The sequence below is a fragment of the Natronomonas salina genome (assembly GCF_013391105.1).
Classification (GTDB): domain Archaea; phylum Halobacteriota; class Halobacteria; order Halobacteriales; family Haloarculaceae; genus Natronomonas; species Natronomonas salina.
The window spans coordinates 2,429,005-2,450,917 of sequence record NZ_CP058335.1 but is presented as its reverse complement, the minus strand read 5'-3'; the positions used below and the strand labels follow the sequence as shown (position 1 = coordinate 2,450,917).

20 protein-coding genes are annotated in these 21,913 nt (G+C 72.3%); 14 read left to right on the top strand and 6 right to left on the bottom strand.

What is annotated here, in order from left to right; translation table 11 throughout:
- The first annotated feature begins 1 nt into the window (after position 1).
- The 9 genes from cbiG to HWV07_RS12695 are packed head-to-tail and all read left to right on the top strand — an operon-like array spanning position 2 to position 7,139.
- Positions 2–1,030, top strand: a complete 1,029-nt coding sequence (gene cbiG / locus HWV07_RS12735; protein WP_178334666.1) for a cobalt-precorrin 5A hydrolase — start codon at positions 2–4, stop codon at positions 1,028–1,030.
- 31 nt (positions 1,031–1,061) lie between these two features.
- Positions 1,062–1,952, top strand: coding sequence for a precorrin-3B C(17)-methyltransferase (locus HWV07_RS12730; protein ID WP_178334665.1), 891 nt, complete (start codon positions 1,062–1,064; stop codon positions 1,950–1,952).
- A gap of 1 nt (position 1,953) precedes the next feature.
- A complete protein-coding gene (cobJ, locus tag HWV07_RS12725; RefSeq protein ID WP_178334664.1) occupies positions 1,954–3,024 on the top strand; it encodes a precorrin-3B C(17)-methyltransferase in 1,071 nt (356 codons plus the stop codon).
- Positions 3,025–3,026: 2 nt separating this feature from the next.
- On the top strand, positions 3,027–3,326 hold the full coding sequence (locus HWV07_RS12720) for a ferredoxin (RefSeq protein ID WP_178334663.1): 300 nt from the start codon (positions 3,027–3,029) through the stop codon (positions 3,324–3,326).
- Positions 3,323–3,991: a cobalamin biosynthesis protein gene (locus tag HWV07_RS12715; protein WP_178334662.1), complete on the top strand. Its 669-nt coding sequence runs from the start codon at positions 3,323–3,325 to the stop codon at positions 3,989–3,991. Before HWV07_RS12720 ends, HWV07_RS12715 begins: the two co-directional genes overlap by 4 nt.
- Positions 3,991–5,178 carry a CbiX/SirB N-terminal domain-containing protein gene (locus HWV07_RS12710; RefSeq protein WP_178334661.1) on the top strand — a complete coding sequence of 396 codons (1,188 nt, stop codon included), beginning with the start codon at positions 3,991–3,993 and terminating at the stop codon, positions 5,176–5,178. Before HWV07_RS12715 ends, HWV07_RS12710 begins: the two co-directional genes overlap by 1 nt.
- 6 nt (positions 5,179–5,184) lie before the next feature.
- Positions 5,185–5,556: a DUF3209 family protein gene (locus HWV07_RS12705; RefSeq protein ID WP_178334660.1), complete on the top strand. Its 372-nt coding sequence runs from the start codon at positions 5,185–5,187 to the stop codon at positions 5,554–5,556.
- Positions 5,549–6,796 (top strand): PQQ-like beta-propeller repeat protein, encoded by a 1,248-nt coding sequence (locus HWV07_RS12700; protein WP_178334659.1) that lies wholly within the window; start codon positions 5,549–5,551, stop codon positions 6,794–6,796. The genes HWV07_RS12705 and HWV07_RS12700 overlap by 8 nt, the downstream gene beginning before the upstream one ends.
- A 49-nt stretch (positions 6,797–6,845) precedes the next feature.
- Positions 6,846–7,139 (top strand): HVO_A0114 family putative DNA-binding protein, encoded by a 294-nt coding sequence (locus tag HWV07_RS12695; protein ID WP_178334658.1) that lies wholly within the window; start codon positions 6,846–6,848, stop codon positions 7,137–7,139.
- On the opposite strand, the gene HWV07_RS12690 is transcribed toward HWV07_RS12695, so the two are convergent.
- From HWV07_RS12690 to HWV07_RS12680, 3 genes are all read right to left on the bottom strand, one after another.
- A complete protein-coding gene (locus HWV07_RS12690) occupies positions 7,136–7,861 on the bottom strand; it encodes a CbtA family protein (protein ID WP_211694126.1) in 726 nt (241 codons plus the stop codon). The two genes, HWV07_RS12695 and HWV07_RS12690, sit on opposite strands and share 4 nt — an antisense overlap.
- Positions 7,861–8,028 carry a CbtB domain-containing protein gene (locus HWV07_RS12685; RefSeq protein WP_246279764.1) on the bottom strand — a complete coding sequence of 56 codons (168 nt, stop codon included), beginning with the start codon at positions 8,026–8,028 and terminating at the stop codon, positions 7,861–7,863. Before HWV07_RS12685 ends, HWV07_RS12690 begins: the two co-directional genes overlap by 1 nt.
- A 61-nt stretch (positions 8,029–8,089) precedes the next feature.
- Positions 8,090–10,174 carry a VWA domain-containing protein gene (locus HWV07_RS12680; protein ID WP_178334656.1) on the bottom strand — a complete coding sequence of 695 codons (2,085 nt, stop codon included), beginning with the start codon at positions 10,172–10,174 and terminating at the stop codon, positions 8,090–8,092.
- Positions 10,175–10,208: 34 nt separating this feature from the next.
- On the opposite strand from HWV07_RS12680, the gene cobN reads away from it, so the two are divergent.
- The 3 genes from cobN to HWV07_RS12665 are packed head-to-tail and all read left to right on the top strand — an operon-like array spanning position 10,209 to position 15,593.
- On the top strand, positions 10,209–14,135 hold the full coding sequence (gene cobN, locus HWV07_RS12675) for a cobaltochelatase subunit CobN (RefSeq protein ID WP_178334655.1): 3,927 nt from the start codon (positions 10,209–10,211) through the stop codon (positions 14,133–14,135).
- A complete protein-coding gene (locus HWV07_RS12670) occupies positions 14,125–14,859 on the top strand; it encodes a precorrin-8X methylmutase (RefSeq protein WP_178334654.1) in 735 nt (244 codons plus the stop codon). The genes cobN and HWV07_RS12670 overlap by 11 nt, the downstream gene beginning before the upstream one ends.
- A complete protein-coding gene (locus HWV07_RS12665; RefSeq protein WP_178334653.1) occupies positions 14,856–15,593 on the top strand; it encodes a cobalt-precorrin-7 (C(5))-methyltransferase in 738 nt (245 codons plus the stop codon). Before HWV07_RS12670 ends, HWV07_RS12665 begins: the two co-directional genes overlap by 4 nt.
- Positions 15,594–15,624: 31 nt before the next feature.
- Here HWV07_RS12665 and HWV07_RS12660 read toward each other — a convergent pair whose 3' ends face one another.
- Both HWV07_RS12660 and HWV07_RS12655 read right to left on the bottom strand, forming a co-directional pair.
- Positions 15,625–15,888 carry a hypothetical protein gene (locus HWV07_RS12660; RefSeq protein WP_178334652.1) on the bottom strand — a complete coding sequence of 88 codons (264 nt, stop codon included), beginning with the start codon at positions 15,886–15,888 and terminating at the stop codon, positions 15,625–15,627.
- Positions 15,889–15,962: 74 nt separating this feature from the next.
- Positions 15,963–16,673: a CbiX/SirB N-terminal domain-containing protein gene (locus tag HWV07_RS12655; RefSeq protein WP_178334651.1), complete on the bottom strand. Its 711-nt coding sequence runs from the start codon at positions 16,671–16,673 to the stop codon at positions 15,963–15,965.
- Between the two features lie 132 nt (positions 16,674–16,805).
- On the opposite strand from HWV07_RS12655, the gene HWV07_RS12650 reads away from it, so the two are divergent.
- A complete protein-coding gene (locus HWV07_RS12650) occupies positions 16,806–17,843 on the top strand; it encodes a nicotinate-nucleotide--dimethylbenzimidazole phosphoribosyltransferase (protein ID WP_178334650.1) in 1,038 nt (345 codons plus the stop codon).
- Positions 17,840–19,135, top strand: coding sequence for a cobyrinic acid a,c-diamide synthase (locus tag HWV07_RS12645; RefSeq protein ID WP_178334649.1), 1,296 nt, complete (start codon positions 17,840–17,842; stop codon positions 19,133–19,135). The genes HWV07_RS12650 and HWV07_RS12645 overlap by 4 nt, the downstream gene beginning before the upstream one ends.
- A gap of 24 nt (positions 19,136–19,159) precedes the next feature.
- On the opposite strand, the gene HWV07_RS12640 is transcribed toward HWV07_RS12645, so the two are convergent.
- Positions 19,160–21,814, bottom strand: coding sequence for an efflux RND transporter permease subunit (locus HWV07_RS12640; protein ID WP_178334648.1), 2,655 nt, complete (start codon positions 21,812–21,814; stop codon positions 19,160–19,162).
- Positions 21,815–21,913 lie beyond the last annotated feature (99 nt).

The following is a 21,913-nucleotide window of genomic DNA, read 5'->3' as shown; positions in this document are numbered from 1 at the left end:
CATGAGTACTGACGACACCACCGACACCAGCGACAGCGGCGGCGGGGAGGCGAGCGAAGCGAGCCGACCCTCGTCGGACGAGACGTCCGACGGTGGCCACTGCTCGACGCCCGACTCCGACGGCGAGGTTGCGGAGGAGATCGCCATCGTGAGCTTCGAGCGGAAGCTGCCCGTCGCGCGCGACATCCAGGACGAACTGGCGGACGACTACGACGGCATCGACGTCGTCGAGTACCACGGCGAGGTGTTCGAGGAGCACTGGGGGGAGTACGACTGCTTCGTCGGGCTGATGGCCTCCGGCATCGCGATGCGGAAGACGGCCCACCTGCTCGACGACAAGTGGGACGACCCCGCGCTCGTCGTCGTCGACGAGGAGCTGACGTGGGCCATCCCGATAACCGGCGGTCACCACGGCGCCAATCAGGTCGCCCACGACCTCTCGAAGATGGGCGCCGTGCCGGCGATGACGACCGCCAGCGAGGCCGCAGGCAAGCAGGGCATCGAGTCGAAGGCGAAGGCGCTGGACGCCCACGTTGTCAACGGCGACTCGACGGTCGCGACGAACCTCGCCGTCCTGAACGACGAGATCGACGCCGTCGAGCGGCTGGACGGCCCCCGGGCCGTCCTCGTCGGCGACGACGTGACCGTGATGAAGCGGAACACCGACGGCGTCGTCCTCGGGACCGGCACCGTCGACGGCGTGAAGAAGGCCCAGGTACTCGACGCCTGGGAGGCCGCCCTCGCGGACCTCGACCGCGACTTCTCGGACGTGGAGTTCGTCGCCACCGCGACGCGGAAGGAGGGCGAGGAGGGGCTCTACGAGGCCGCCCGGGAGATCGACGCCGGCGTCGTCCTGTTCGAGAAGGCGACGCTGCTGGACTACGAGGGGCCGACCCCCTCGCGGGCGAAGGAGCTGATCGGCTGGCCCGGCATCGCCGAGGCGTCGGCCATCGCCGGCGGCCGCGAGCACGAACTGGCCCGCGAGAAGGAGCGGTACGACGAGGCCGTGACGGTGGCGGTGGGACGATGACGCGCGAGACCGACCGAAGGGAGGTCTCGGAATGAGCGAGCGGGGAGCGGAGCGACCCGCGAGTGGTGGCGAAACTGACGCCGACACCGACGACTATGGCACGCTCTACGTCGTCGGCATCGGTCCCGGCCTGCCGCACGCGATGACCCAGCGCGCCCGCGACGTCGTCGAGACGGCCGACTGCGTCATCGCGTCGAACCTCTACCAGGAGTTCCTGCGACAGGACGGGACGCTCCCGCCGGAGACGGCGACCGATGGCGGCGTCGCGACGCGACCGACCGGCGACGAACAGGAGATCGTGCGGTCGTCGATGGGCCAGCAGGTCGAACTGGCCCGCGAGGCCTTCGAGCGCGTCCGGGACGGCCAGGACGTCGCGCACGTCTCCGGCGGCGACCCGAACGTCTACGGGAAGAGCGACCTCGTCTTCCTGATGGCCGAGGAGGAGGACGCCTACGACGTCCCCATCGAGATCGTCCCCGGCGTGACGGCAGCGCTGGGCGGGGCCGCCAACCTCGGCGCGCCGCTGTCGAACGACTTCTGTACGATATCGCTGTCGGACAAGTGGCGCGGCTGGGAGGAGATCGCCGAGAAGCTGCGGGCCGCCGCCATCTCCGGGTTCGTCGTCGTCCTCTACAACTGCTGGCGCGACTACGAGCGCGCCATCGAGGTGCTCCGCGAGGAGCGGGCCGACGACGTCCCCGTCGCCATCTTCAACGACGCCGGCCGCGGCGAGGCGGGGCGGAACCTGGAGGACGAGACCCACACCATCACAACGCTCGGGGAGGCGATCGAGCACGACGAGAAGGTCGGCGGCATGGGGACCAGCATCCTCGTGGGCACCCACGAGTCCCACGAGTGGACCAACGACCACGGCGAGTACCTCGTGACGCCGCGCGGCGGCCGCGAGGTGGAGGACTTCTGAAATGAGCACTGACAACACCGCGGAGACGACCGAGGCATCGACAGGCAGCGAATCGAAGTGCGGGGCGAGCGAGGCGCGGAGCGCCTCGGAAGCGAGCGGCGAAGCCGCGAGCTCCTCGACGGCGGCCCAGGCCAGCACCGAGCCCTCTAACGAGAGCAAGTGCGGCGCCTCTACGACCGAGACGTCGACGGAGAGCACGTGCGGAGCCGCCTCGAGCGACGCGTCCGCCTCGAAGTGCGGCGCGTCCTCATCCAGCGACGAGCAGGAGGTCGGCGCCACCGTCGACGACTTCGAGGGCGACCCCGGCCGCCTGATCGCCGTCGGGCTCGGTCCGGGCGAGCCGGAGGGGATGACCGCCCGCGCGAAGGCCGCGCTGGCCGACGCCGAGCACATCGTCGGCTACACGACGTACGTCGACCTGCTGCCGGACGACGTCACCGACGGCGCCGACGACATCTACTCGACGCCGATGTGCGGGGAGGTCTCCCGGACCGAGGAGGCCATCGACCGGGCGCTGGCGGGCAACGACGTCGCCATCGTCGGCTCCGGCGACCCGAACGTCTACGCGCTGGCCGGCCTCGCCCTGGAGATCCTGGAGTCGAAGGGCGGGACGGCCTCGGCGGTCGACTTCGAGGTCGTCCCCGGCGTGCCGGCAGCGCAGTCCTGTGGCGCCCGCCTCGGCGCCCCGCTGGTCAACGACACGGTCTCCGTATCGCTGTCGGACCACCTCACCCCGATGGACGAGATCGAGTCGCGGCTGCACGCCATCGCGCCCGAGGGGTTCACGATCGCCATCTACAATCCCTGGAGCCGGAAGCGCCGGGAGAACTTCCAGCGGTGCTGCGAGATCCTGCTGGAGCACCGCGACCCAGAGACGCCGGTCGGCATCGTCCACGGCGCCTCCAGGGACGACGAGGCGACGATGATAACCGACCTCGGGACGCTCCCGGAACTCGGCGAGGCGGACATCGTCGACATGACGACGACCATCGTCGTCGGCAACGGGGAGACGTACGTGTGGGACGACCGGATGGTCACTCCGCGCGGCTACGAGACGAAGTACGACTACTGACCATGTCGGGATACAGCGTTTCGGTCGACCTCGACGCCTGCGACGGCGTCTTCGCGTGTCTCGTCCGCGACGGCCGCTTCGCCGAGGCCGAGGACGGCCTCGTGACGCTGCCGGGCGGCGATCGCGACGGCGGCGAACTGGTCGCGACGTTCGACGACGAGCGCCGCGACGAGGCCGAACAGGCCGCCGCGGCGTGTCCGCTAGATGCCATCGAGGTGCGCGGAGACGAGCGGAGCGAGTCCCCGGAACGAGCGAGCGGGGAGCCTGCGCGACCCGCGAGCGGTGACCGGAGGGAACCATGAGCGTCGAGACCGGCGCGCCGAGGAACCTCCTCGACGCCCACCCCGAGACGGCGTACTTCTGGGGTCGGGTCGTCGGCGACGGCGAGGTGACCCGAGACGGCGTGACGGTGCGGACGACCGACGAGACGGCCGCGGACCGCCTGGCTGCGGTGGCCGGCGCGGACGTCATCGACCACCGGATCGTCGGGCGGGAGTACGCCCACGACACGGCGATCATCCGCAGCGAGGACAGCTACACCGTGCAGGCCCTCGGCGGCGTCGGCGACCGGGCGGCGGCCGCCCTCGGGCTCCCCTTCGAGGGCGACGACGGCGGCTACCGGCTCGACGTGCTGGCCGACCACGACCGCCAGCTGTTCCGCGGGCTGCTGGAGGGCTGCGGGACGGTCTGCTTCAAGTCCTCGGCCGGCACCGTCGGCGTCTCGTTCGTCCACGACGACCGGAAGCTGCTCGAGCGAATCCAGCGCCTGCTCGAGGACGCGCCGGTCGCGGCGCCGTACGGAGAGGTCTCGGAGACCTCGTCGGGCGGCTACTGGTTCGGCCTCGACGACGGCGCGGCGCCAGCCTTCGGCGAGTGGGTCTACGAGGGCAGCGAGCGTTCGGGGCTGTTCGCGCCGAGTCGACGCCGGAAGCTCCGCCGGAGCGTCGAGCAGGCGGAGGAGTACTGATGCTCGACGCGGAGGCGGTCGTCCTCGCCGGCCACGGCTCGCGCCGCGAGAAGTCCAACGAGCAGGTCCGGACGCTCGCCGCGGACCTGGAGGGCCGACTCGGGCTACCGGTCGACGCCGGCTTCCTCGAACTCGCGGAGCCGACCATCGGCGACGCCATCGGCGCGCTGGCCCCCTCCGCCTCGGACGTGACCGTCCTGCCGCTGTCGCTGTTCGCCGCGAGCCACGTGAAGGCCGACGTCCCGCTGGTCGTCCGGCGGGCGCGCGCCGACCACGACGTGACGCTGCACAGCGGCAAGCACCTCGGCGTCCACCCCGCCATCGTCGAACTGCTCGACGACCGGGCTGCCGCCGTCGAGGACGAACTGGGCGTCGACCGGGAAGCCGACGACGTGCTCGTCGTGCTCTGCGCCCGCGGCTCCTCCGACCCGGACGCCAACGCCGACGTCCACAAGCTCGGCCGGCTGCTGTACGAGGGCCGCGCCTTCGGCGACGTCCGGGCGTCCTTCATCGGCGTCACCGAGCCGCTGCTCGAGGAGACGCTGCACACCGTCGCCAAGCGGCGCCCCGACGCGGTTGTCGTCCTGCCGTACATGCTCGGCGACGGCGTCCTCACGGAGCGGATCCGCGACCGGACCGAGGAGTTCGACGCCGACTATCCGTACGTCGACGCCGCGGCCGGGGACCCGCTCGGCACCGACGACCGCCTGCTGGAGGTACTGGCCGACCGCTTCGAGGCGGCCCGCGCCGGCGACGTCTCGATGTCCTGCGACACGTGCAAGTACAAGGTCGAGATGGACGGCTTCGAGGGCGAGGCCGGCGGCGCCCGGGCGATGCTGCGGGCGATGACCCACCGGGCCGCCCACGCCGACCGCTCCGAGGTCGACGACGAGCCGCACGTCCACGACGCGCCGGACAAGCACGTCACCGTCTGCACGAACCGCACCTGCGCGGGCGACGGCGCGGCGACGGTCCTCGAGCGGCTCCGCCAGGCGGCTCGCGACCGCGACGTCGACGCCCGCATCACGCGGTCGTCGTGTCTCGGCCGCTGTGGCGACGGCCCGAACGTCGCCGTCTACCCCGACGGCGTCTGGTACGGCGACGTCGCGCCGGACGACGCCGACCGCCTCGCCTCGTCCCTGCAGCGGGACCGCATCGTATCCGATTTAGTCACACAGACACTCTGATCGCACATGACCTGCCACGAGATCGAAGCCCTGCGACTCGGCCTGATGAACAGCCTCGGCGTCGGCGACGACGCCGCACGCAAGCACGCCCGCGACGAGATCGGCGACGACCCCGACCCCCACATCGCGGCCCTCGCCGAGGCGGAGTCGCTGGCGGAGTGCCGGCGGCACCTCGACACCGCCCTCGTCGAGCTCGAGGAGGAGGTCGCCGCCGCCGACGCCGACGGACAGGCGTACGACTACCTCCGCGGGCGCCTCGTCGCCGTCCGGGACGCCGAGGGCGCCCTCGAGCGCCTGTCGACTCACGGCGAGGGCGTCCTCGAGGGCCTCGGGGACTCCCACGAGGCCCTCCACGAGGCGTTCCCGACGGATGAGTAGGACCGCCCGACGCGTCCCGCTCGGCGACGTTAATCCCTGCGGATCCCGACAGGCGGGCCGCCGCTCCGGCGTCACGACGACCGACGACGGTCCCGTCGTCGGCCTCGCGGACGGGCGCGTCCGCGCGTTCGATCCCGAAGGAACGGAGCGGTGGACCGCCGACGGCGAGGGCAGCGCCATCACCCTCGTCCCGTTCGGCGACGGGGTGATTGTCGGCGAGCGGTCCGCTCGCGGCGCGATCAGGTACCTCGAAGCCGGCGAGGAGCGCTGGCGCCACGACGCGACCGACGCCATCGGCGAACCAACGAAGGACACGCGGTTCTTCCTGCCGATGGTCGTCGACGCCTCGGTCGACGGTGACACCGCCTACGTCGCCGCGCGACGGTACGAGCGTCGCGGGGACCAGCGCCACTTCGAGAGCACCGTCTACGCGCTCGCGCCCGACGGCACGGTCCGCTGGCGCCACGCCGCCGACGCCTCGCCCATCGCCGTCGTTCCGTTCGAGAGCGGCGCGGCCGACCGACGGGAGGCCACCGAACGGGAGAGCGGTGACGGAGGAACCGCGAGCGGCGTCGCGGTCGCGTACAACCGGTGTCCCGGCGACCACGACGACGGCCTCGTCGTCCTCGACGGTGACGGCCGGGAGCGGTGGACCTGGGACCCCGACCGCGGAGCCCAGCGCCGCGTGGGCGACGTCGCGGCGACTGCCGAAGGACTGGTCGTCGCGAGCCACGCGGACTACCGAGGGTACCGGCTGACGGACGGCGCGGTCGACTGGGCGGTCGACCTCGGCATCGCCCTCGACCGCGGCGACCGTGTGTACGCATACCCGAACCACGTCCACGCGACGGACTCGGGCGTCGCCTTCCTGACGGGCAATTCCTTCCCCGAGGAGGGCCGGGAGACCGACGAGCGCCACCCGGACGAGCAGTCGGCGTTCGGCTACTCGCTGAACGGCGAGGAGCGCTGGCGCGCCGAGGTCGGCGGCTTCGCCCACGAGATCGACGCGGACGGCGACCGGCTGCTCGTCCCCGTCGCCCAGCACTTCCGGGACCGCGACCCCGTCGTCCACGGCTGGCGGCTGTTCGACGTCGCCGACGGCCTCGTCGAGACCATCGACTGCGAGGGTGTCGTGACCGCCGCGGGACTCGACGGCAATCGGCTGGCGCTCGTCGAGGAACCCGTCCGGTACCACGACGACGGCGAGGTGCGCGGCGGCTACGCGCTCCACCTGCCGTAGCGCTGTCTTCTACCACAACGTTATATCGGCGCCGGGCGCACGGGGCGCCATGACAGTCGTCCTCCGCCTCGTCGGCCCCGACGGCACCGACGAACGGGAGTTCACCACAGAGGACGCCGACCGGGTGTGCCGCCCGACGAGCATCGAGCTGCTGCGGGCGGTCGCCCGCGAGGAGCCGGCGAGCATCCGCGAGGCCGCGAGGCTCGTCGACCGGGACGTCCGGCAGGTCCACGACAACCTCTGGAAGCTCGGGAAGCTGGACCTGGTGACGTTCGACCGGAGCGGCCAGGCCCACCGGCCGGTCGTCGACTACGACCGGATAGAACTGGAGATCGAGGTCTAGTCGGCCGCCGTCGGCGGGACGCTCGGGGAAGGAGTCGCGCCCGTCGCGTCGAGGCGGTCGTGGGCCGCCGCGGCGACGCCCCAGAGTCCGAGCTGCCCGGTCACGACGACTCCGACGTAGGCGGTCTCGAACGTCGCCGGGAGCGCGCTCTCGTAGGTCGGCGCCGGCGCGGCGAGGACCGCCAGACCGACGACCGCGGCGAAGACGGCGAGTCCCGCCCCGGCGGCGACCGGCGAGCCGCGATCCGACGTTCGATGGTACGTCCAGCCCGCTCCGAGGCAGGCCGCCGCACCGACTGCCATCAGCCCCGCGTAGAGGGCCAGGGCGGCGTCCGTCGAGATGGACGGCTCGACGCCCGGCGCGGCGGGCGGGAGGACGAGCCACGGGACGCCGGAGACCGTGAGGAACCCGGCGAGTCCGAGCAGGTAGCTCCCGCCGCGGTCGGGCAGCGCCGGCTCGAAGAGGTACGCCGCGACGCCGAACACGACGACCCCGAAGAGGAGGCCGAGGACGACGCCGCCGCCGACGGAGACGGCGCTGGTCACGCTCTCGCCGACGAGGCCCGCGGCCTCGGTTTCGTGTCCGTGCGAGTGTTCGTGTCCCTGATGAGCGAGGGCCTCGGCGTGTGCGACGAGGGGGTTGCCCACGAGCGCGGTGTAGAGCCCGTAGGCGCCGCCGCCGACCGCGCCGGCGACGGCCCCCCGTCTGAGGTGGTCGTCCATCAGTGGCAGACGACGCCGGCGACGTGGCGGCCGTTGTGCATCGCGTCGTGGACGAGCGGCTCCTGGGCGAACGCCAGCAGGAACAGCGCGAGCGTGATCCCGAGCAGCCCCAGACCCACCTGGGTCGGGGAGAGCGTCGCGCGGGCGGTGTCGATGCGGTCGGACACGGTGTCGTTGGCTACCGGCATTCCAAATCTGTTTGTTCTAACAACAAGCTCGTTTGTAAATCTACCGGCGCGACGCGGTGACGGCCGCTTCGACCCGCTCGGGGGTCAGGGCGTCCAGCGGGACCCGCTCGCCGTCGGTCGCCGCGACGACGTCGTCGAGCAGGCCGCGCTCCGATCCGGCGTCGACGCAGACGACGCGGGCGCCCGTCGAAGCCAGCGCCGCCGCCGCCGAGCGAGTGTCGGCCGTCGGGTCAGCGACCGCGTTGGCCCGCCCGTCGGAGACCAGGACCACGACGGCCGCCTCGGGGTCGGCGCGGTCGACGACCTCCGCGGCCGAGCGGAGGCCCGCCGGGAGCGGCGTCCGGTCGCCGGTCGGGAGGTCCTTGAGGTGCCGCGACGCGAGCGTCACCGAGTCGGTCGGCGGCAGGAGCACCTCGGCGTCCTCGCCGGCGAAGGCGACGACCGCGACGCTGTCCCGCTCGGTGTAGGCGTCCTCCAGCAGTTCGAGGGTGACGCCCTTCGCGGTGCGCATGGCCGACCGCATCGAGGCGCTGGCGTCGACGGCGAAGACGACCAGGGCCTCGCCGTCGCCGGAGCGCACGGACCGCCGGAGGTCGCGTTTCTCGACGCGGTCGGCGCCCCTGCTGGCTGCCGCGCGGACCGACGCGGCGGCGTCGACGCCGCTCGCGCCGTCGGTGGACTCGGTGCGGACGCGGGCGCCGCGGTTGCCCGTCGACGGCGCCGAGCGTGCGCTACCGGGGCCGCTCGATCCCTCGGTTTCGGGTGCGTCGAGGTCGGGGGCGCCGGCCGCTCCTGGTTCATGTCGCGGCTGACCGGGGACGATCGGTGTCGCTTCTTCACCGGTGTTGCCGCTCGCGTCGTCGGGTTCGTCGGGACCGTCGTCGGCCGTTTCGGCGTCGGCGGGAGTCGGGTCGGACGCGGGTGTCGACCCGTCGTCTCCGACTTCGTCGTCGTCCGGGGGCGGAGCTTCGCTCCCCGCTTCGTCCCCGGACCATCCGTCGGGGTCGGTTCCCTCCCCGGGCTCCGAATCGTCGTCCCCGGGCTCGTCGGCCTCCGGACCGCCGGCCTCCTCCGCATCGGATTCGCCGTCGCCACCTCCCGGATCGGGGTCGCCGTTCCCCGACTCGTCCTCGAAGTGGTCGTCGACCACCTCGTCGGCGTCGGGCGCGTCCTCGAACGGCGCCGACCGCATCCGGTGGCCGAGCGCGAGTTCCGCCGCGCGCCGGAGGTCGCCGTCCGTCACGGTGGGGCGGCCGTCCAGGGCTGCGAGCGCGCGGGCGGCGCGAGCGGCGGCGATATCGGCGCGGTGGCCGTCGACGCCGGCATTGAGGCACAGCTCCGCGATTTCGCGTTTCTGGTCGTCGGTCAGCGCGACCGCGTCGAGCATGTCGCGTCCGTGTCGGAGACGGCGACGCTGGTCGGCCGTATCGTCGTCTCCGACGGCCTCCCGCAGGTCACCGTCGATGATGGCGACGCGGTCCTCGAGGTCCCGCTCGCCGCGGACCTCGACCGAGAGCGCGAAGCGGTCGCGCAGCTGCGGCCGGAGGTCGCCCTCCTCCGGGTTCATCGTCCCGACGAGGGTGAACTCGGCGGGGTGGGAGACGCTGACGCCGTCGCGCTCGACGCGGTTCTCGCCGGCGGCGGCCGCGTCCAGGAGGACGTCCACGAGGTGGTCGTCGAGCAGGTTCACCTCGTCCACGTAGAGGATACCGCGGTTGGCGCGCGCCAGGAGCCCGGGGTCGAACTCCGCCACCCCGGCCAGCGCGTCCGAGACCGACAGCGTCCCGACGACGCGCTCGCGTGTGGCGCCGAGCGGGAGCGTCACCAGCGGGACGGACCGCTCCTCGACGGGGAACGCCGCGCGGTCGCGACAGCCCTCGCACTGCCGCGAGCGGTCGCCCGGCGGGCAGCCGTAGGGGCAGTCCGCGACGGCGCGCTGGTCCGGCAGCAAATCGGCGAGGCCGCGGACCAGCGTGGACTTCGCGGTGCCCTTCTCGCCGGAGACGAGCAGGCCGTCCAGGCCGTCGTCGGTCGCGACCGCCAGGAGCGCCTCCTTCAGCGGCTCCTGGCCCACGACCGCGCCGAAGGGCGTGGAAACGCTTTTGGTTTCGGCGAATTCAAACACACTTGTACTAGAGAAAGCGGAGTTTATCAAGATTATGCCACGGATTGGACTCTACACCGCGACCGAGAACGAACTGGGGGCGCTGCAGCGCGCCGCCGGCGAGGTGGACTGCGACCTCGTCGTCCGATCGGAGAGCGACCTCGACGACCCCGAGCGCGTCGAGGCGTTCTGCGACGAACTATCCGACTGCGACGCCGTCGTCCTCTGGCTCCACGGCGCCGAGGACTCGATGCCGGGCTACGACCGCGCGGTCGACGCCTGCTACGAGGCCGGCGTCCCCCTCGTGGTCGAGGCCACCGGCGACGCCTTCGCCGTCGAGGACACGACCGTGCCGGGGAGCGTCCGCGAGGACGTCTGTGGGTACCTCGAGACGGGCGGCAGCGCGAACCTCGCGAACGGGATTCGGTACCTCGTCGACCGGTTCACGCCCGCAGAACCCGAGTACGACGACCCCGTGGCGCTCCCGACGGAGGGCGTCTACCACCCCGACCACCCCGGCGCCTCCTACGAGGAGCTGCGCGCGACGCTGGACGAGGGCCGGCCGACCGTGGCGGTGTGGTTCTACGAGTCCCACTGGACCCACGAGAACACCCGGTACGTCGACTCGCTCGTCCGAGCCATCGAGGCCCAGGGCGCCGACGCACTCCCGGTGTTCTGCAACCCCGTCACCGACAGCGAGGAGCAGCAGGACAGCGAGGCGTCGGAAGACGCCTCGGGCAGCCGGACGCGGTCCGGCGACGCCGAGTGGGTCGTCGACGAGTGGCTCACGGACGATTCGGGCGAGCCGATCGTCGATTCGGTCTGCTCGTCGTTCATGTTCTCGCTGTCGATGGCCGAGCGCGGCCGCGACGCCAGCGACGAGGGCACCGACGCCGAGGAGGTGTTCCTCAAGCGCCTCGGCGTCCCCGTCCTCCAGACGGTGACGACGATGCGCTCTCGGTCGCGGTACGACGCCAGCGATACGGGTGTCATGGGCTTCGAACTCGCCCTCTCCGTGGCGCTGCCGGAGTTCGACGGCAACGTGATCACCCACCCGATCTCGGGCAAGGAGCGCACCGACGACGCGGCGGGCATCGGCAGCGCCCCGAAGCAGCACTTCCCCATCGAGGACCGCGTCGAGCACGCCGCCTCGCTGGCGGTGAACTGGGCGAACCTCCGCTACACGCCGAACGAGGAGAAGCAGGTCGCGGTCGTCCTGCACAACTACCCGCCGAGCGACGACGGTATCGGCACTGCCTTCGGCCTCGACTCGCCCGAATCGACGGTCAACCTGCTCGAAGAGCTGCGGAACCGGGGCTACGACCTGGGCGGCGAGTTCCCGGCCTCGGGCCAGTCGCTGATGGAGACCCTCACGTCGCAGCTCACACTGGACGACCGCTGGGTCGCCCCCGAGGACGTCCGCGACCTCTCCGTCGACGTCGTCTCGCCCGACCAGTACGACGAGTGGTGGAGCGACGCCGACCCCGCGTTCCGCGAGAACGTCGTCGAGGAGTGGGGCGAGGCCCCCAACCGGCCGTTCGCGATCCCCGGCGCGGAGTTCGGCAACGTCCTCGTGACCGTCCAGCCGCCGCGCGGCTTCGGGATGGACCCCTCGAAGGTGTACCACGACTCCGACCTCCAGCCGCCGCACGACTACTACGCCTTCTACGCGTGGCTCCGGCACGCCTACGACGCCGACGCGGTCGTCCACCTCGGCACGCACGGCTCCCTGGAGTGGCTCCCCGGCAAGACCGTCGGGCTCGATTCGGAGAGCGCTCCGGACGCCCTCGTCTCGGACCTGCCGAACGTCTACCCCTACATCGTCAACAACCCAGGCGAGGGGACCCAGGCCAAGCGCCGCTCCTACGCGACGGTGGTCGACTACCTCACGCCGCCGATGGCGAACGCGGGTACCTACGACGAGCTCGCGGAACTCGAGGAGCTGGCCGACCAGTACCGCGAGGCCGGTAGCGAGGCCGGCGAGACGGTCGAACGCCTGCTCCGCGAGACCGTCGCGGAACTGGACCTCGCCGTCGAGCTCGGCATCGCGGGCGAGATAGACGAGCAGGCCGACGTCCGAGGTCCCGACGAGGCCGGCACCACCCTCGCCGAGGGCGAGGTCTCCGGGGACGACGTCGACGCCGACGAACTCGTCGAGCGCGTCCACGCCTACCTGACGGACGTGAAGACCACCCAGATTCGGATGGGCCTGCACACGATGGGGGAGCCGCCCGAGGGCGACGCGCTCGTGGAGTATCTCGTCGCGCTGACGCGGCTGGAGAACGCTGGCGCGCCCAGTCTCCGCGAGAGCGTCGCGGGCGTGCTGGGCGTCGACTACGAGGCGATGCTCGAGTCGCCCGGCGAGTACGACGAGACGCTCGGGATGACCTACTCGCAGGCCGCCGACGAAGTTCACGAGAAGAGCGTCGAGCTGGTCGAGACCCTCGCGGAGTACGGCTTCGACCTGCCCGAATCCGAGGTCGATTCGGGTCCCGAGGACGAGGCGAACATGAACCTGCTCGTCGTCGATATCGACCCGCTCGGCGACGCTCGCGTACAGGGCGGCGCCCACGACGGCCTGCGGGAGGTCCTGGCGTTCATCTGCGAGGAAGCCGCGCCGCGGGTCTTCGGCGCCGCCGAGGAGATCCCCCAGACGGCGGACGCGCTGAACGGCGAGTACGTCCCGCCGGGCGGCAGCGGCGCGCCGACGCGCGGCGGCGTCGACCTGCTGCCGACGGGGCGGAACTTCTACACGCTGGACCCGCGGAAGGTGCCCGCGCGGTCCGCCTGGGAGGTCGGCAGCGAGGTCGCCGACGGTACCCTCGAACGCCACCACGACGAGCACGGCGAGTACCCCGAGGAGGTCGGCGTCGTGGCGTGGGGCACGCCCACCGTCAGGACCCGCGGGGAGACCATCGCGCAGGTGCTCGCGCTGCTGGGCGTCCGGCCGGTCTGGACCGACGCCGGCCGCGTCGACGACGTCGAACCGATCTCGCTGGACGAACTCGACCGGCCCCGCGTCGACGCGACGACGCGGGTCTCAGGCCTGTTCCGCGACGCCTTCCCGCAGGCCGCCGGCGTCGTCCACGACGCCGTCGAGGCCGTCGTCGACCTCGACGAACCCCACGAGATGAACTTCGTGAAGAAGCACGTCGAGGAGGAGGCCAAGGAACTCGAAGCCGAGGGCATGGACCCCGACGACGCCCGCGACGCCGCGCTGCCGCGCGTGTTCACCACGCGGCCGGGCGGCTACGGCGCGGGGACAAACAAGGCCGTCGACGAGGGGAACTGGGAGGACCGTTCGGACCTCGCGGAGGTGTACGTCCAGTGGGGCGGCTACGCGCTCGGCTCCAGGGGCCGCGTCTCGGAGGACCGCGATGCCTTCCGCCGGCGACTGGGGAGCGTCGAGGCGACCGTCAAGATCGAGGACACGATGGAACAGGACGAGTTCGACTCCTCGGATTGGTACGCCTTCCACGGCGGCTTCATCACCGCCGTCTCGGAGGTCGCCGGCGAGGAGCCCGCCTCCTACGTCGGCGACTCCTCGGACCCCGACAACGTCGACGTCTACACCAACGAGGAGAAGGTCCGCAAGGCGATGCGGGCGCGCGTCCTCAACCCCGAGTGGCTGGAGTCGATGGAGGACCACGGCTACAAGGGCGCCGGCGACCTCTCCCAGACGGTCGACGTGACGCTCGGCTGGGACGCGACGACGGGCGTCGTCAGCGACGCGCTGTGGGACGACGTCGCCGAGAAATACGCCTTCGACGAGGAGCGCCAGGAGTGGCTGCGCGACGTGAACCCCTGGGCCCTCGAGTCGATCACCGACACGCTCCTGGAGGCCATCGAGCGCGGGCTCTGGGACGCCGACGAGGCGACCGAGGAGCGCCTGACCGACCTCAACCTCCGGGTCGACGGCGACCTCGAGGAGCGCGCCACGAATCCGGGGACGGTCGGGGAGGTGGCCAGCGATGACGACTGAGGACGAACGCACCGCGACCGACGGCGGCGCGGCCGCGGGCGACGCCGGGGAGTTCGAAGAGTACGCCGACCTCGGCGCCACCACCTCGGACGCCATGGAGATAGCCGAGACGAGCATGGACCGCGTCCACGACCTCGTCCCCCAGGAGACGCTGGCCGATCGGATGCGGGCGAAGGCCGTCCACGCCACCGGCGACCCGGAGTTCCAGCACCTGGTGCGGTTCACCGGCGCGGACGATTCGGAGCCGGTCCGCGAGGGCGCGCGGGCCGTCCTCGACGAGGCGCCCGTGGTGACCGACATCACGATGGTGAAGTCGGGCGTGACCGGCCGCGGTCACGAATGCGAGGTCCGGAAGGCCATCGGCAACGGCGCCGACCTGGCCGCCGAGACCGGGATGACGCGGACCGCCGCGTCGGTCCTCGAGCTCGACAGGCGGGGCGTCTACGACGGCGCCGTCGCAGTCGTCGGGAACGCGCCCACGGCCGCGCTCGCGCTCGCGGACTGCATCGAGCAGGGCACCCGGCCGGCAGTCGTCGTCGCCACGCCGGTCGGCTTCGTGAAGGCAGCCGAGAGCCGGAAACGCGTCCGCGAGGTCTGCGAAGAGCACGGCGTCCCCGCGATCACGAACGTCGGGCGGCGCGGCGGCAGCGGCCTCGCGGCGGGGCTGACGAACGAGCTGGTCCACGTCGCCAGCGACGTCAGATCGGGGGACGTTACGCTGTGACCGAGGAGGTGGCGTTCCCCGACTCGCCGGCGGCGTTCGCGGCCGGTGGGCCGGAGCCCCGCGGCGACGACCCGGTCTACGCGGTCGGCATCGGCCCCGGGAATCCGGAGTACCTCACCCCTCGAGGCGCCCGGGCCATCCGCGAGGCGGACGTGGTCGTCGGCTTCGAGACCGTCGTCGACTTCGTCCGGGAGGAGATCGAGGGCGTCGCGCTGACCTGCGGCTACAGGGACGAGCCAGAGGTTCTCGCAAGCTTCGCCGACCGCGTCGCCGACGGCGAGCGCGGGACGGCGGTGCTGATGGGCGACCCGAACCACTCCGGCTACCAGTTCGTCGGGAAGGTCGAGTCCGCGGTCGACGCGCCCGTCGAGGTGGTCCCGGGCATCTCGTCGCTGCAGGTCGCGGCGAGCCGCGCACGGACGCCGATGGAGGAGACGACCTTCGTCACGCTGCACAAGAGCGGCCCGATCGAGGCCGACCTGCGGCGGCTGGAGCGGGACGTCGGCGACCGCCACCTGCTCGTCCTGCCACGGCCCTACGACTGGATGCCGGAGCGTATCGCCCACCGTCTGCTCAAGTCGGGCGCCGCGGACGGCGAGGCGCTCGTGCTGGAGCAGCTGACTCACGACGACGAGTCGGTGACCCGGACGTCGCTGGCGGAACTGGCGACCGACGTCGACTCGAAGGAGGAGACGGCGTTCTCGGACCTGTCGGTCCTGGCCGTGCGGCGGTGACGGTCGGCGACCCCACATCCCGGGTCGGTCCTTAGCGATCCTCTGACACCGGTCGACCGCAGTACTCGCAGTTCTCCTCAGCGACGGGGGTCCGGGCGCCGCAGTCGGCGCAGTTCGTCAGTTCGTCCGGAGATGGACCCTCGGACTGCCCTGTCCCCTGGATCATCGCCACGCGGACGACGCCGAAGAGGACGCCGAGGGCGAGTAGAGCGACGACTCCGAGGGGGAAGAGGGGGTCCGAGAACGAACCGGTCTGGACCTGGAGGAGAGCACCTGCGAACGGTTCGGAGACCATGTCGTTGCCTCGGTACCGCCTTCTAATAAGCCTTGAACGGGCTGAGGACCCGACGGGGGACAGTGGCGTCGGCGCTACTTGCCGCCGCCGTCCGTGGCGACGGGGCTGACCGACGCGGTGCCGGCGTCGATGGCGCGGGCCTTCGCGACCTCCGCCTCGATGGCGTCGGTGACGGCCTCGTGGGCGCCGAGCGGGTCGGCGTAGGCCAGGCCGCCGCGGTCGAGTTCGAGCTTCTCTGGGAGGGCGCGCTCGGTCTCCTCGCAGGCGGCCAGGAAGAACGGGACGGCGACGGCTCGGTCGCCCGAGAGGTTGTATCGGACGCACTCTGCGGCGGGGTTCTGCAGCAGGTAGGCGGTCGTCACCTCGCCGTAGGCGGCGGACTCCCGGAGGCGGGCGGCGTGGTCCTCGGTCGTCCGCCGCGAGCCCTCCAGGGAGGTGTCGCCGAAGGCCACGAGCGCGAGCGAGGCGTCGTCGCCGGGGGCGGTCGCCGCCGCGGCGCGGTCGGCGAGCGCGCGGCTCACCGCGGGGCTGGTGCCGATGGGCTGGCAGTGCCGCGCCGCGGGGAGCGCCCCGGGGATGCCGCGGGTGGTGTCGCGGTCCGGCGCGACCGCCATCGGCACGACGTAGGTGGCGTCGCCGGCGTCGACGTCCAGCTCCGCTGGGTCGCGGTCGTACGTCTCGACGGCGACGCTGTCGGCGACGCCCCGTTCCCGGAGCCGCCTCGCGTGCCGCTGTGCCACCTCGCGCGTGTGCTGCCGCCCGACGAGCAGGAGTGCGTCCGTCATGGTCGTTGAAACAAATGCGCTTGTATTAGCGCAACTTTGGTTGTCATCCAGTGCAACGGCTTCGGGTAAATACGTTACGGGGGCGACAACCGACCCGCAAACTCAAGTCCGGTTGGACGCTATACAATCGTAGTGACTCGACTCGTCTGCTGCGCCGGGACCACCCGGACCGCCCTCGTCGACGGCATCAGCGCCGCCGGCGCCGACGCCGACGCGATGGCCCACACGCCGAGCGCCGACGCAGAGATCCTCGCCTACGGCCGGCCGGTCCGCGCGCCGGTCGTCCCCGTCTCCCCGACGGGCTGTCCGACCCCCGCCGTGGTGACCCGCGCCGTCCTCGAGCGACTCGGCGTCGACTGCACGGTCGTCGACGCGGGGCTCGCCGAACCGACCGGCGCGCCGACGGTGACGGTCGGCGCCCGCGCGGGCGACGACATCCGCGAGCAGGACCCCGTGCCCTCGGCGCCGGGTGCCTTCGCCGCGGCCCGCCAGTTCGGCCGGAAGCTCCCGGACGACGAGCTGTTCCTCGCCGAGACCGTCCCCGGCGGGACGACCACCGCGCTGGGCGTGCTGACCGCCCTCGGGGACGAGGACGTCCTGGGCGGCGAGGCGCGAGGCGCCGTCTCCTCGTCCCTCCCGGAGAACCCCCTCGACCTGAAGCGCCGCATCGTCGCCGAGGCGCTCGAGGCCTCGACGCTCGAACCCGGCGACGCCGCCGGCGAACCGCTCGTGGCGCTCCGCCGCGCCGGCGACCCGGTCCTCGCCGTCCTCTCGGGGATCGCCGCGGGCGCGCTGGAGACCGACACCGCCGTCACGCTGGCCGGCGGCACGCAACTGGTCGCCGCGGCGGCCTGCCTCCGCCACGGCGGCTACGACAGTCGGCTGTCGCTGGCCACCACCTCGTTCGTCGCCGAGGACCCCGCCGTCGACCTGGACCGGGCGGCCGCGGAACTGGACCTCTCCGTGACGGCGACCGACCCCGGCTTCACCGACGACCACCCCGCGACGGCCGCCTACCTGCGCGGCGAGGCCAAGGAGGGCGTCGGCATGGGCGGCGCGCTGGCGCTCGCCGACCGCGCCGGGTTCCCGATGGCCGAGGTTCGCGACGGCGTCCGCGAGGTGTACGACGACCTGCTGGCCGACGACCAGCGGGAGGCGCCCCGGCCGTGAAGGGCGTCGTCATCGCCGGCACGGCCTCGGGCGTCGGCAAGACCGTCGCGACGCTCGCCGCCCTCCGGGCCCTCCAGCGGCAGGGGTACGACCCCCAGCCCGCGAAGGCCGGACCGGACTTCATCGACCCGAGCCACCACGCGGTCGTCTGCGACCGCCCCTCCCGGTCGCTGGACCCGTGGCTCTCCGGCGAGGTCGGCTGCCGGCGCAACTACTGGCGGGGCGGCGGCGACGTCTGCGTCGTCGAGGGGATGATGGGCCTGTACGACGGCGCGAACTCGACGGCCTACGTCGCCGAGACCCTCGACCTCCCCGTGGTCCTCGTCGTCGACGCCGCGGCGGGCATGGAGAGCGTCGCCGCGCAGGCGCTCGGCTTCCGGGAGTACGCCGCCGAGGCCGACCGGGACGTCGACGTGGCCGGCGTCCTCGCCCAGCGCGCCCACGGCGGCCGCCACGCCGAGGGCATCCGCGAGGCGCTCCCGGACGGCCTCGAGTACGTCGGTCGGATTCCGCCGCTGTCCGGCCTGGAGATCCCCGACCGCCACCTCGGCCTCGAGATGGGCGAGGAGTCGCCCATCGACCGCGACGCCCTCGAGGACGCCAGCGAGCACGTCGACGTCGACCGGCTGCTGGACCTGGCCCGCGAACCGCTCCGACCGGAGCCCGAGCCCTCGCGACCGCTGACGGACACGACCGTCGCCGTCGCCGACGACGCGGCGTTCTGCTTCTCGTACCCCGCCACCCGCGAGCGCCTCCGGGAACGGGCCGAGGTGACGACCTTCTCGCCGGTCGCCGGCGACCCGGTCCCCGACTGCGACGGCGTCTACCTCCCCGGCGGCTACCCCGAACTCCACGGCGCCGAACTCGAAGCCGGCGGGACGCTCGACGAACTGGGCGACCGCGCCGCCGAGGGACTGCCCGTCCTGGGCGAGTGCGGCGGTTTCATGGCGCTCTGCGAGACGCTCACCGACGCGGAGGGGGCGACCCACGAGATGGCCGGCGTCCTCCCCGCCGACGTCAAGATGCGGGAGCGCTACCAGGCCCTCGACCACGTCGAACTCGTCGCCCGCGACGACGCGCTGACCGCCGACGCCGGGGCGAGCGTCCGCGGCCACGAGTTCCACTACTCGTCCGCGGACGTCGCCCCCGACGCCAGCTTCGCCTTCGACGTCGAGGGGGGCGACGGCATCGCCGACGGGAAGGACGGCCTCGCCGAGTACCGGACTCTGGGGACCTACGCGCACGTCCACGCCGATTCGGGAGCGTTCGACACCTTCGTCGAGCGGCTGTAGCCGTCGCGAGACGGCGGGTGTGGGTCACTCCCCGCTGTGCTGCTGGCGGCGCTGCCCTCGTCGCTGCACGTGTTCCGGGACGGCCGCGGGGTCGGCGTCGGCCCACTCGGTCCACAGCGCGAGCAGGCTCGGCAGGACGACGACGCTCCCGACGAAGGCGTAGACGATGGTGAGCGCGGTGATGACGCCGAACTGCTGGAGCGGGACGAGCAGCGCGAACCCGAGGATGGCGATGCCGCCGGCGGTCGAGGCCGTCGACCCCAGCAGCGCGCCGCCGGTGCCGAGGACGGCGTTCTCGAGGGCCTCGTCCCGCCCGACCTCGCGGTTCAGTTCGTAGACGTACCGCTCGGAGACGTGGATGCAGTAGTCGATGCCGAGGCCGATGGTGAAGCTGGTGATGAGCGCGGTCATCACGTTGAACGGGATGCCGAGGGCGGCCATCGACCCGGTGATCCAGACGACGGCGAGGGCGATGGGGACCAGCGTCACCGCCCCGAGGCTCGCGTACCCCTCGACGCGCCGGTAGACCGCCATCAGGACCGCGAGGACGACCGCGAGCGTGATGGCGAGGCTGTAGAGGACCGTCGACAGGAGGTTCTCCGCGACGGCCTGGTTCATGATCGGCTGGCCGGTGGCGGTGGCATCCAGGCCGTCGCCGTCGACGGGCTCGGCGGCCGACCGGACCTGCTCGGCGATGGCCGGCTCGCCGGCCGTGCCGTCGACCGGGACGACGATCCGGAGGGCGACGTACTCGCCGTCCTCGCGGTGGACCCAGTTCCCGGCGCCGTCCGGCGCCGCCGCGTAGAAGGCGTCGTAGACGGCCTCGAGGTTCCGGTCGGGGACGCCGTCGCCGTCGGTGTCGGCGGCCTCGAACGTCTCGGCGAAGCTCTCGTTGTCGTCGGCGAGTTCGCCCATCATGCGGACCGGGCTCTGCGTCCCGTAGGTGTCGTCGGGCATGACGAGGACGACGTCCGTCCCGTTGGCCGCGTCGGAGGCATTCTGGACGCGCTCGAGTGTGTCGTTCGCCGTCACGTCGCCCCTGACGAGGATCTGCGTGGACGTGCCGTCGTAGATGTACGTCGCGCCGTCGACGAACGCGATGTTCTCCTGGGCGGTGTACTCGCCGGGGGCGAGCGGCCCCAGCCCCTCCATCCAGTCGGGGACCTCCTCGACGAGCAGGTCCTCCTGCTCGAAGGTGGTGTCGACCGTCGCGGCGCCGGCGCCGGCCACCAGCGTGACGACCAGCGCGGCCGCGAGGACGCCCTTCGGCGAGAGCCGGGCCGCCGCGATGGGCACGGCCAGGGCCGCGGAGAGCCGGCCGCCCTCCGTGCCGAAGGCCGTCTGCCGGCGGTCGTGGCCGCGGGCCTCGAGCCACCGGTCGAGTTCGACCTTCAGCGCCGGGATCAGCAGCGCGAAGACGACGAACGCGCCGAGGATGCCGACCGCGCTGACGACGCCGAACTGCCTGATGGGCTGGACCTCGCTGACGACGTTCGAGAGGAAGCCCGTCGCCGTCGTGGCCGTGACGAGCGCGAGCGCGACGGTGACGCCCGCCAGCGCCGTCCCCATCGCCTTCCGGACCGACGGCGGTCGACCGGCGTCGTCCCCGTCTCCGAACTCGAAGCCGCCGTCCCCGGCGCCGGGCCGTGCATCCGAAGCCCCTCCCGGCGGCCGCTCCTCGCGGTACCGCATGAAGACGTGGATGGCGTAGTCGATGGACAGCCCCATCAGCAGCACCGGGACGGCGACGAACAGCTGGTTGAACGTGATGCCGGCCCACCCCATGAACCCGAACGTCCAGACGAGGACGAGGCCGACGCCGAGCAGCCCCAGCGCCACGTCGTAGACGTCGCGGTAGGCGTACAGCAGCACGAGCAGGATGAACAGGAACGCCAGGGGGCCGACGATGCCGAGGCTGTCGAACGACGACCGGCGGAGTTCGTCGTCGATCACGCCGTCGCCGATCACCATCGCCTCCCCCTCGACCTCCTCGTCGACGATATCGGCCATCCGGGTCTGGGCCGCCGCGAGGTCCTCGGCGGGGACGTCGTCGCGCTGGGAGACGAGGATCGCGGTCGACTCGGCGTACTTGCCGTTGCCCTCGTAGCTCGTCGGCACCGTCGCGAAGGGGCCGCCCTCCGGCCAGGTGTGGTCGACGCCGTCCATCACGATGCCGACCGCCCAGGCGGTGTAGAGCCGGCGCTCGGCGGCCGAGAGGTCCTCCATGGCCGCGATCTGCGCCTCGAGGGACGGCCGCGGCTCGACGGTGATCTCCCGGACGTCCTGTCCCTCGTCCGACCGGATGGCGACGATGGCGACAACGTTCGCGAGGCCGAGCGGTTGCTGCTCTTCGACGAGCGTCGGGCCGACGACGGGGTCGTTCCGCAACCGCTGCTGGGCCCGTAGCTGCTGGCGGTACCGGTCGGTCGTCAGGACGTTCTCGTCGTCGCGGACGACGACGAGGGCGGCCGTCGAGTTCGGGGCCTGCCCGCTGAGGTGCCGGTCGACGTACGCGTCGGCGGCGTGCTCCTCGGTGCCGCCGCGGAACTCCTCGAGGGTGGTGTCGATGACGACGCCCGGGAGCCCCAGACTGAGGACGAACACCGTCGCTAGGGTGACGGCGATGACCTTCCGACGGTGCTCGTAGACGAGGGCTCGAGCGAAGGAGTCCAGCTTCATGCGGGGCGAAGGCGAGAGTCAGCGACCATGCACCCGGATTCCGTAAATAGTCATCGCCCCAGATGAGAGGCCACAGCGTCGAGTATCGGGAGCAGCGGG

What these genes read in the sequence shown, in the direction of transcription:
- cbiG (WP_178334666.1), top strand. Translation starts at nt 2, where the DNA reads ATGAGTACTGACGACACCACCGACACCAGCGACAGCGGCGGCGGGGAG.
- HWV07_RS12730 (WP_178334665.1), top strand. Translation starts at nt 1,062, where the DNA reads ATGAGCGAGCGGGGAGCGGAGCGACCCGCGAGTGGTGGCGAAACTGAC.
- cobJ (WP_178334664.1), top strand. Translation starts at nt 1,954, where the DNA reads ATGAGCACTGACAACACCGCGGAGACGACCGAGGCATCGACAGGCAGC.
- HWV07_RS12720 (WP_178334663.1), top strand. Translation starts at nt 3,027, where the DNA reads ATGTCGGGATACAGCGTTTCGGTCGACCTCGACGCCTGCGACGGCGTC.
- HWV07_RS12715 (WP_178334662.1), top strand. Translation starts at nt 3,323, where the DNA reads ATGAGCGTCGAGACCGGCGCGCCGAGGAACCTCCTCGACGCCCACCCC.
- HWV07_RS12710 (WP_178334661.1), top strand. Translation starts at nt 3,991, where the DNA reads ATGCTCGACGCGGAGGCGGTCGTCCTCGCCGGCCACGGCTCGCGCCGC.
- HWV07_RS12705 (WP_178334660.1), top strand. Translation starts at nt 5,185, where the DNA reads ATGACCTGCCACGAGATCGAAGCCCTGCGACTCGGCCTGATGAACAGC.
- HWV07_RS12700 (WP_178334659.1), top strand. Translation starts at nt 5,549, where the DNA reads ATGAGTAGGACCGCCCGACGCGTCCCGCTCGGCGACGTTAATCCCTGC.
- HWV07_RS12695 (WP_178334658.1), top strand. Translation starts at nt 6,846, where the DNA reads ATGACAGTCGTCCTCCGCCTCGTCGGCCCCGACGGCACCGACGAACGG.
- HWV07_RS12690 (WP_211694126.1), bottom strand. Translation starts at nt 7,861, where the DNA reads ATGGACGACCACCTCAGACGGGGGGCCGTCGCCGGCGCGGTCGGCGGC.
- cobN (WP_178334655.1), top strand. Translation starts at nt 10,209, where the DNA reads ATGCCACGGATTGGACTCTACACCGCGACCGAGAACGAACTGGGGGCG.
- HWV07_RS12670 (WP_178334654.1), top strand. Translation starts at nt 14,125, where the DNA reads ATGACGACTGAGGACGAACGCACCGCGACCGACGGCGGCGCGGCCGCG.
- HWV07_RS12660 (WP_178334652.1), bottom strand. Translation starts at nt 15,888, where the DNA reads ATGGTCTCCGAACCGTTCGCAGGTGCTCTCCTCCAGGTCCAGACCGGT.
- HWV07_RS12655 (WP_178334651.1), bottom strand. Translation starts at nt 16,673, where the DNA reads ATGACGGACGCACTCCTGCTCGTCGGGCGGCAGCACACGCGCGAGGTG.
- HWV07_RS12640 (WP_178334648.1), bottom strand. Translation starts at nt 21,814, where the DNA reads ATGAAGCTGGACTCCTTCGCTCGAGCCCTCGTCTACGAGCACCGTCGG.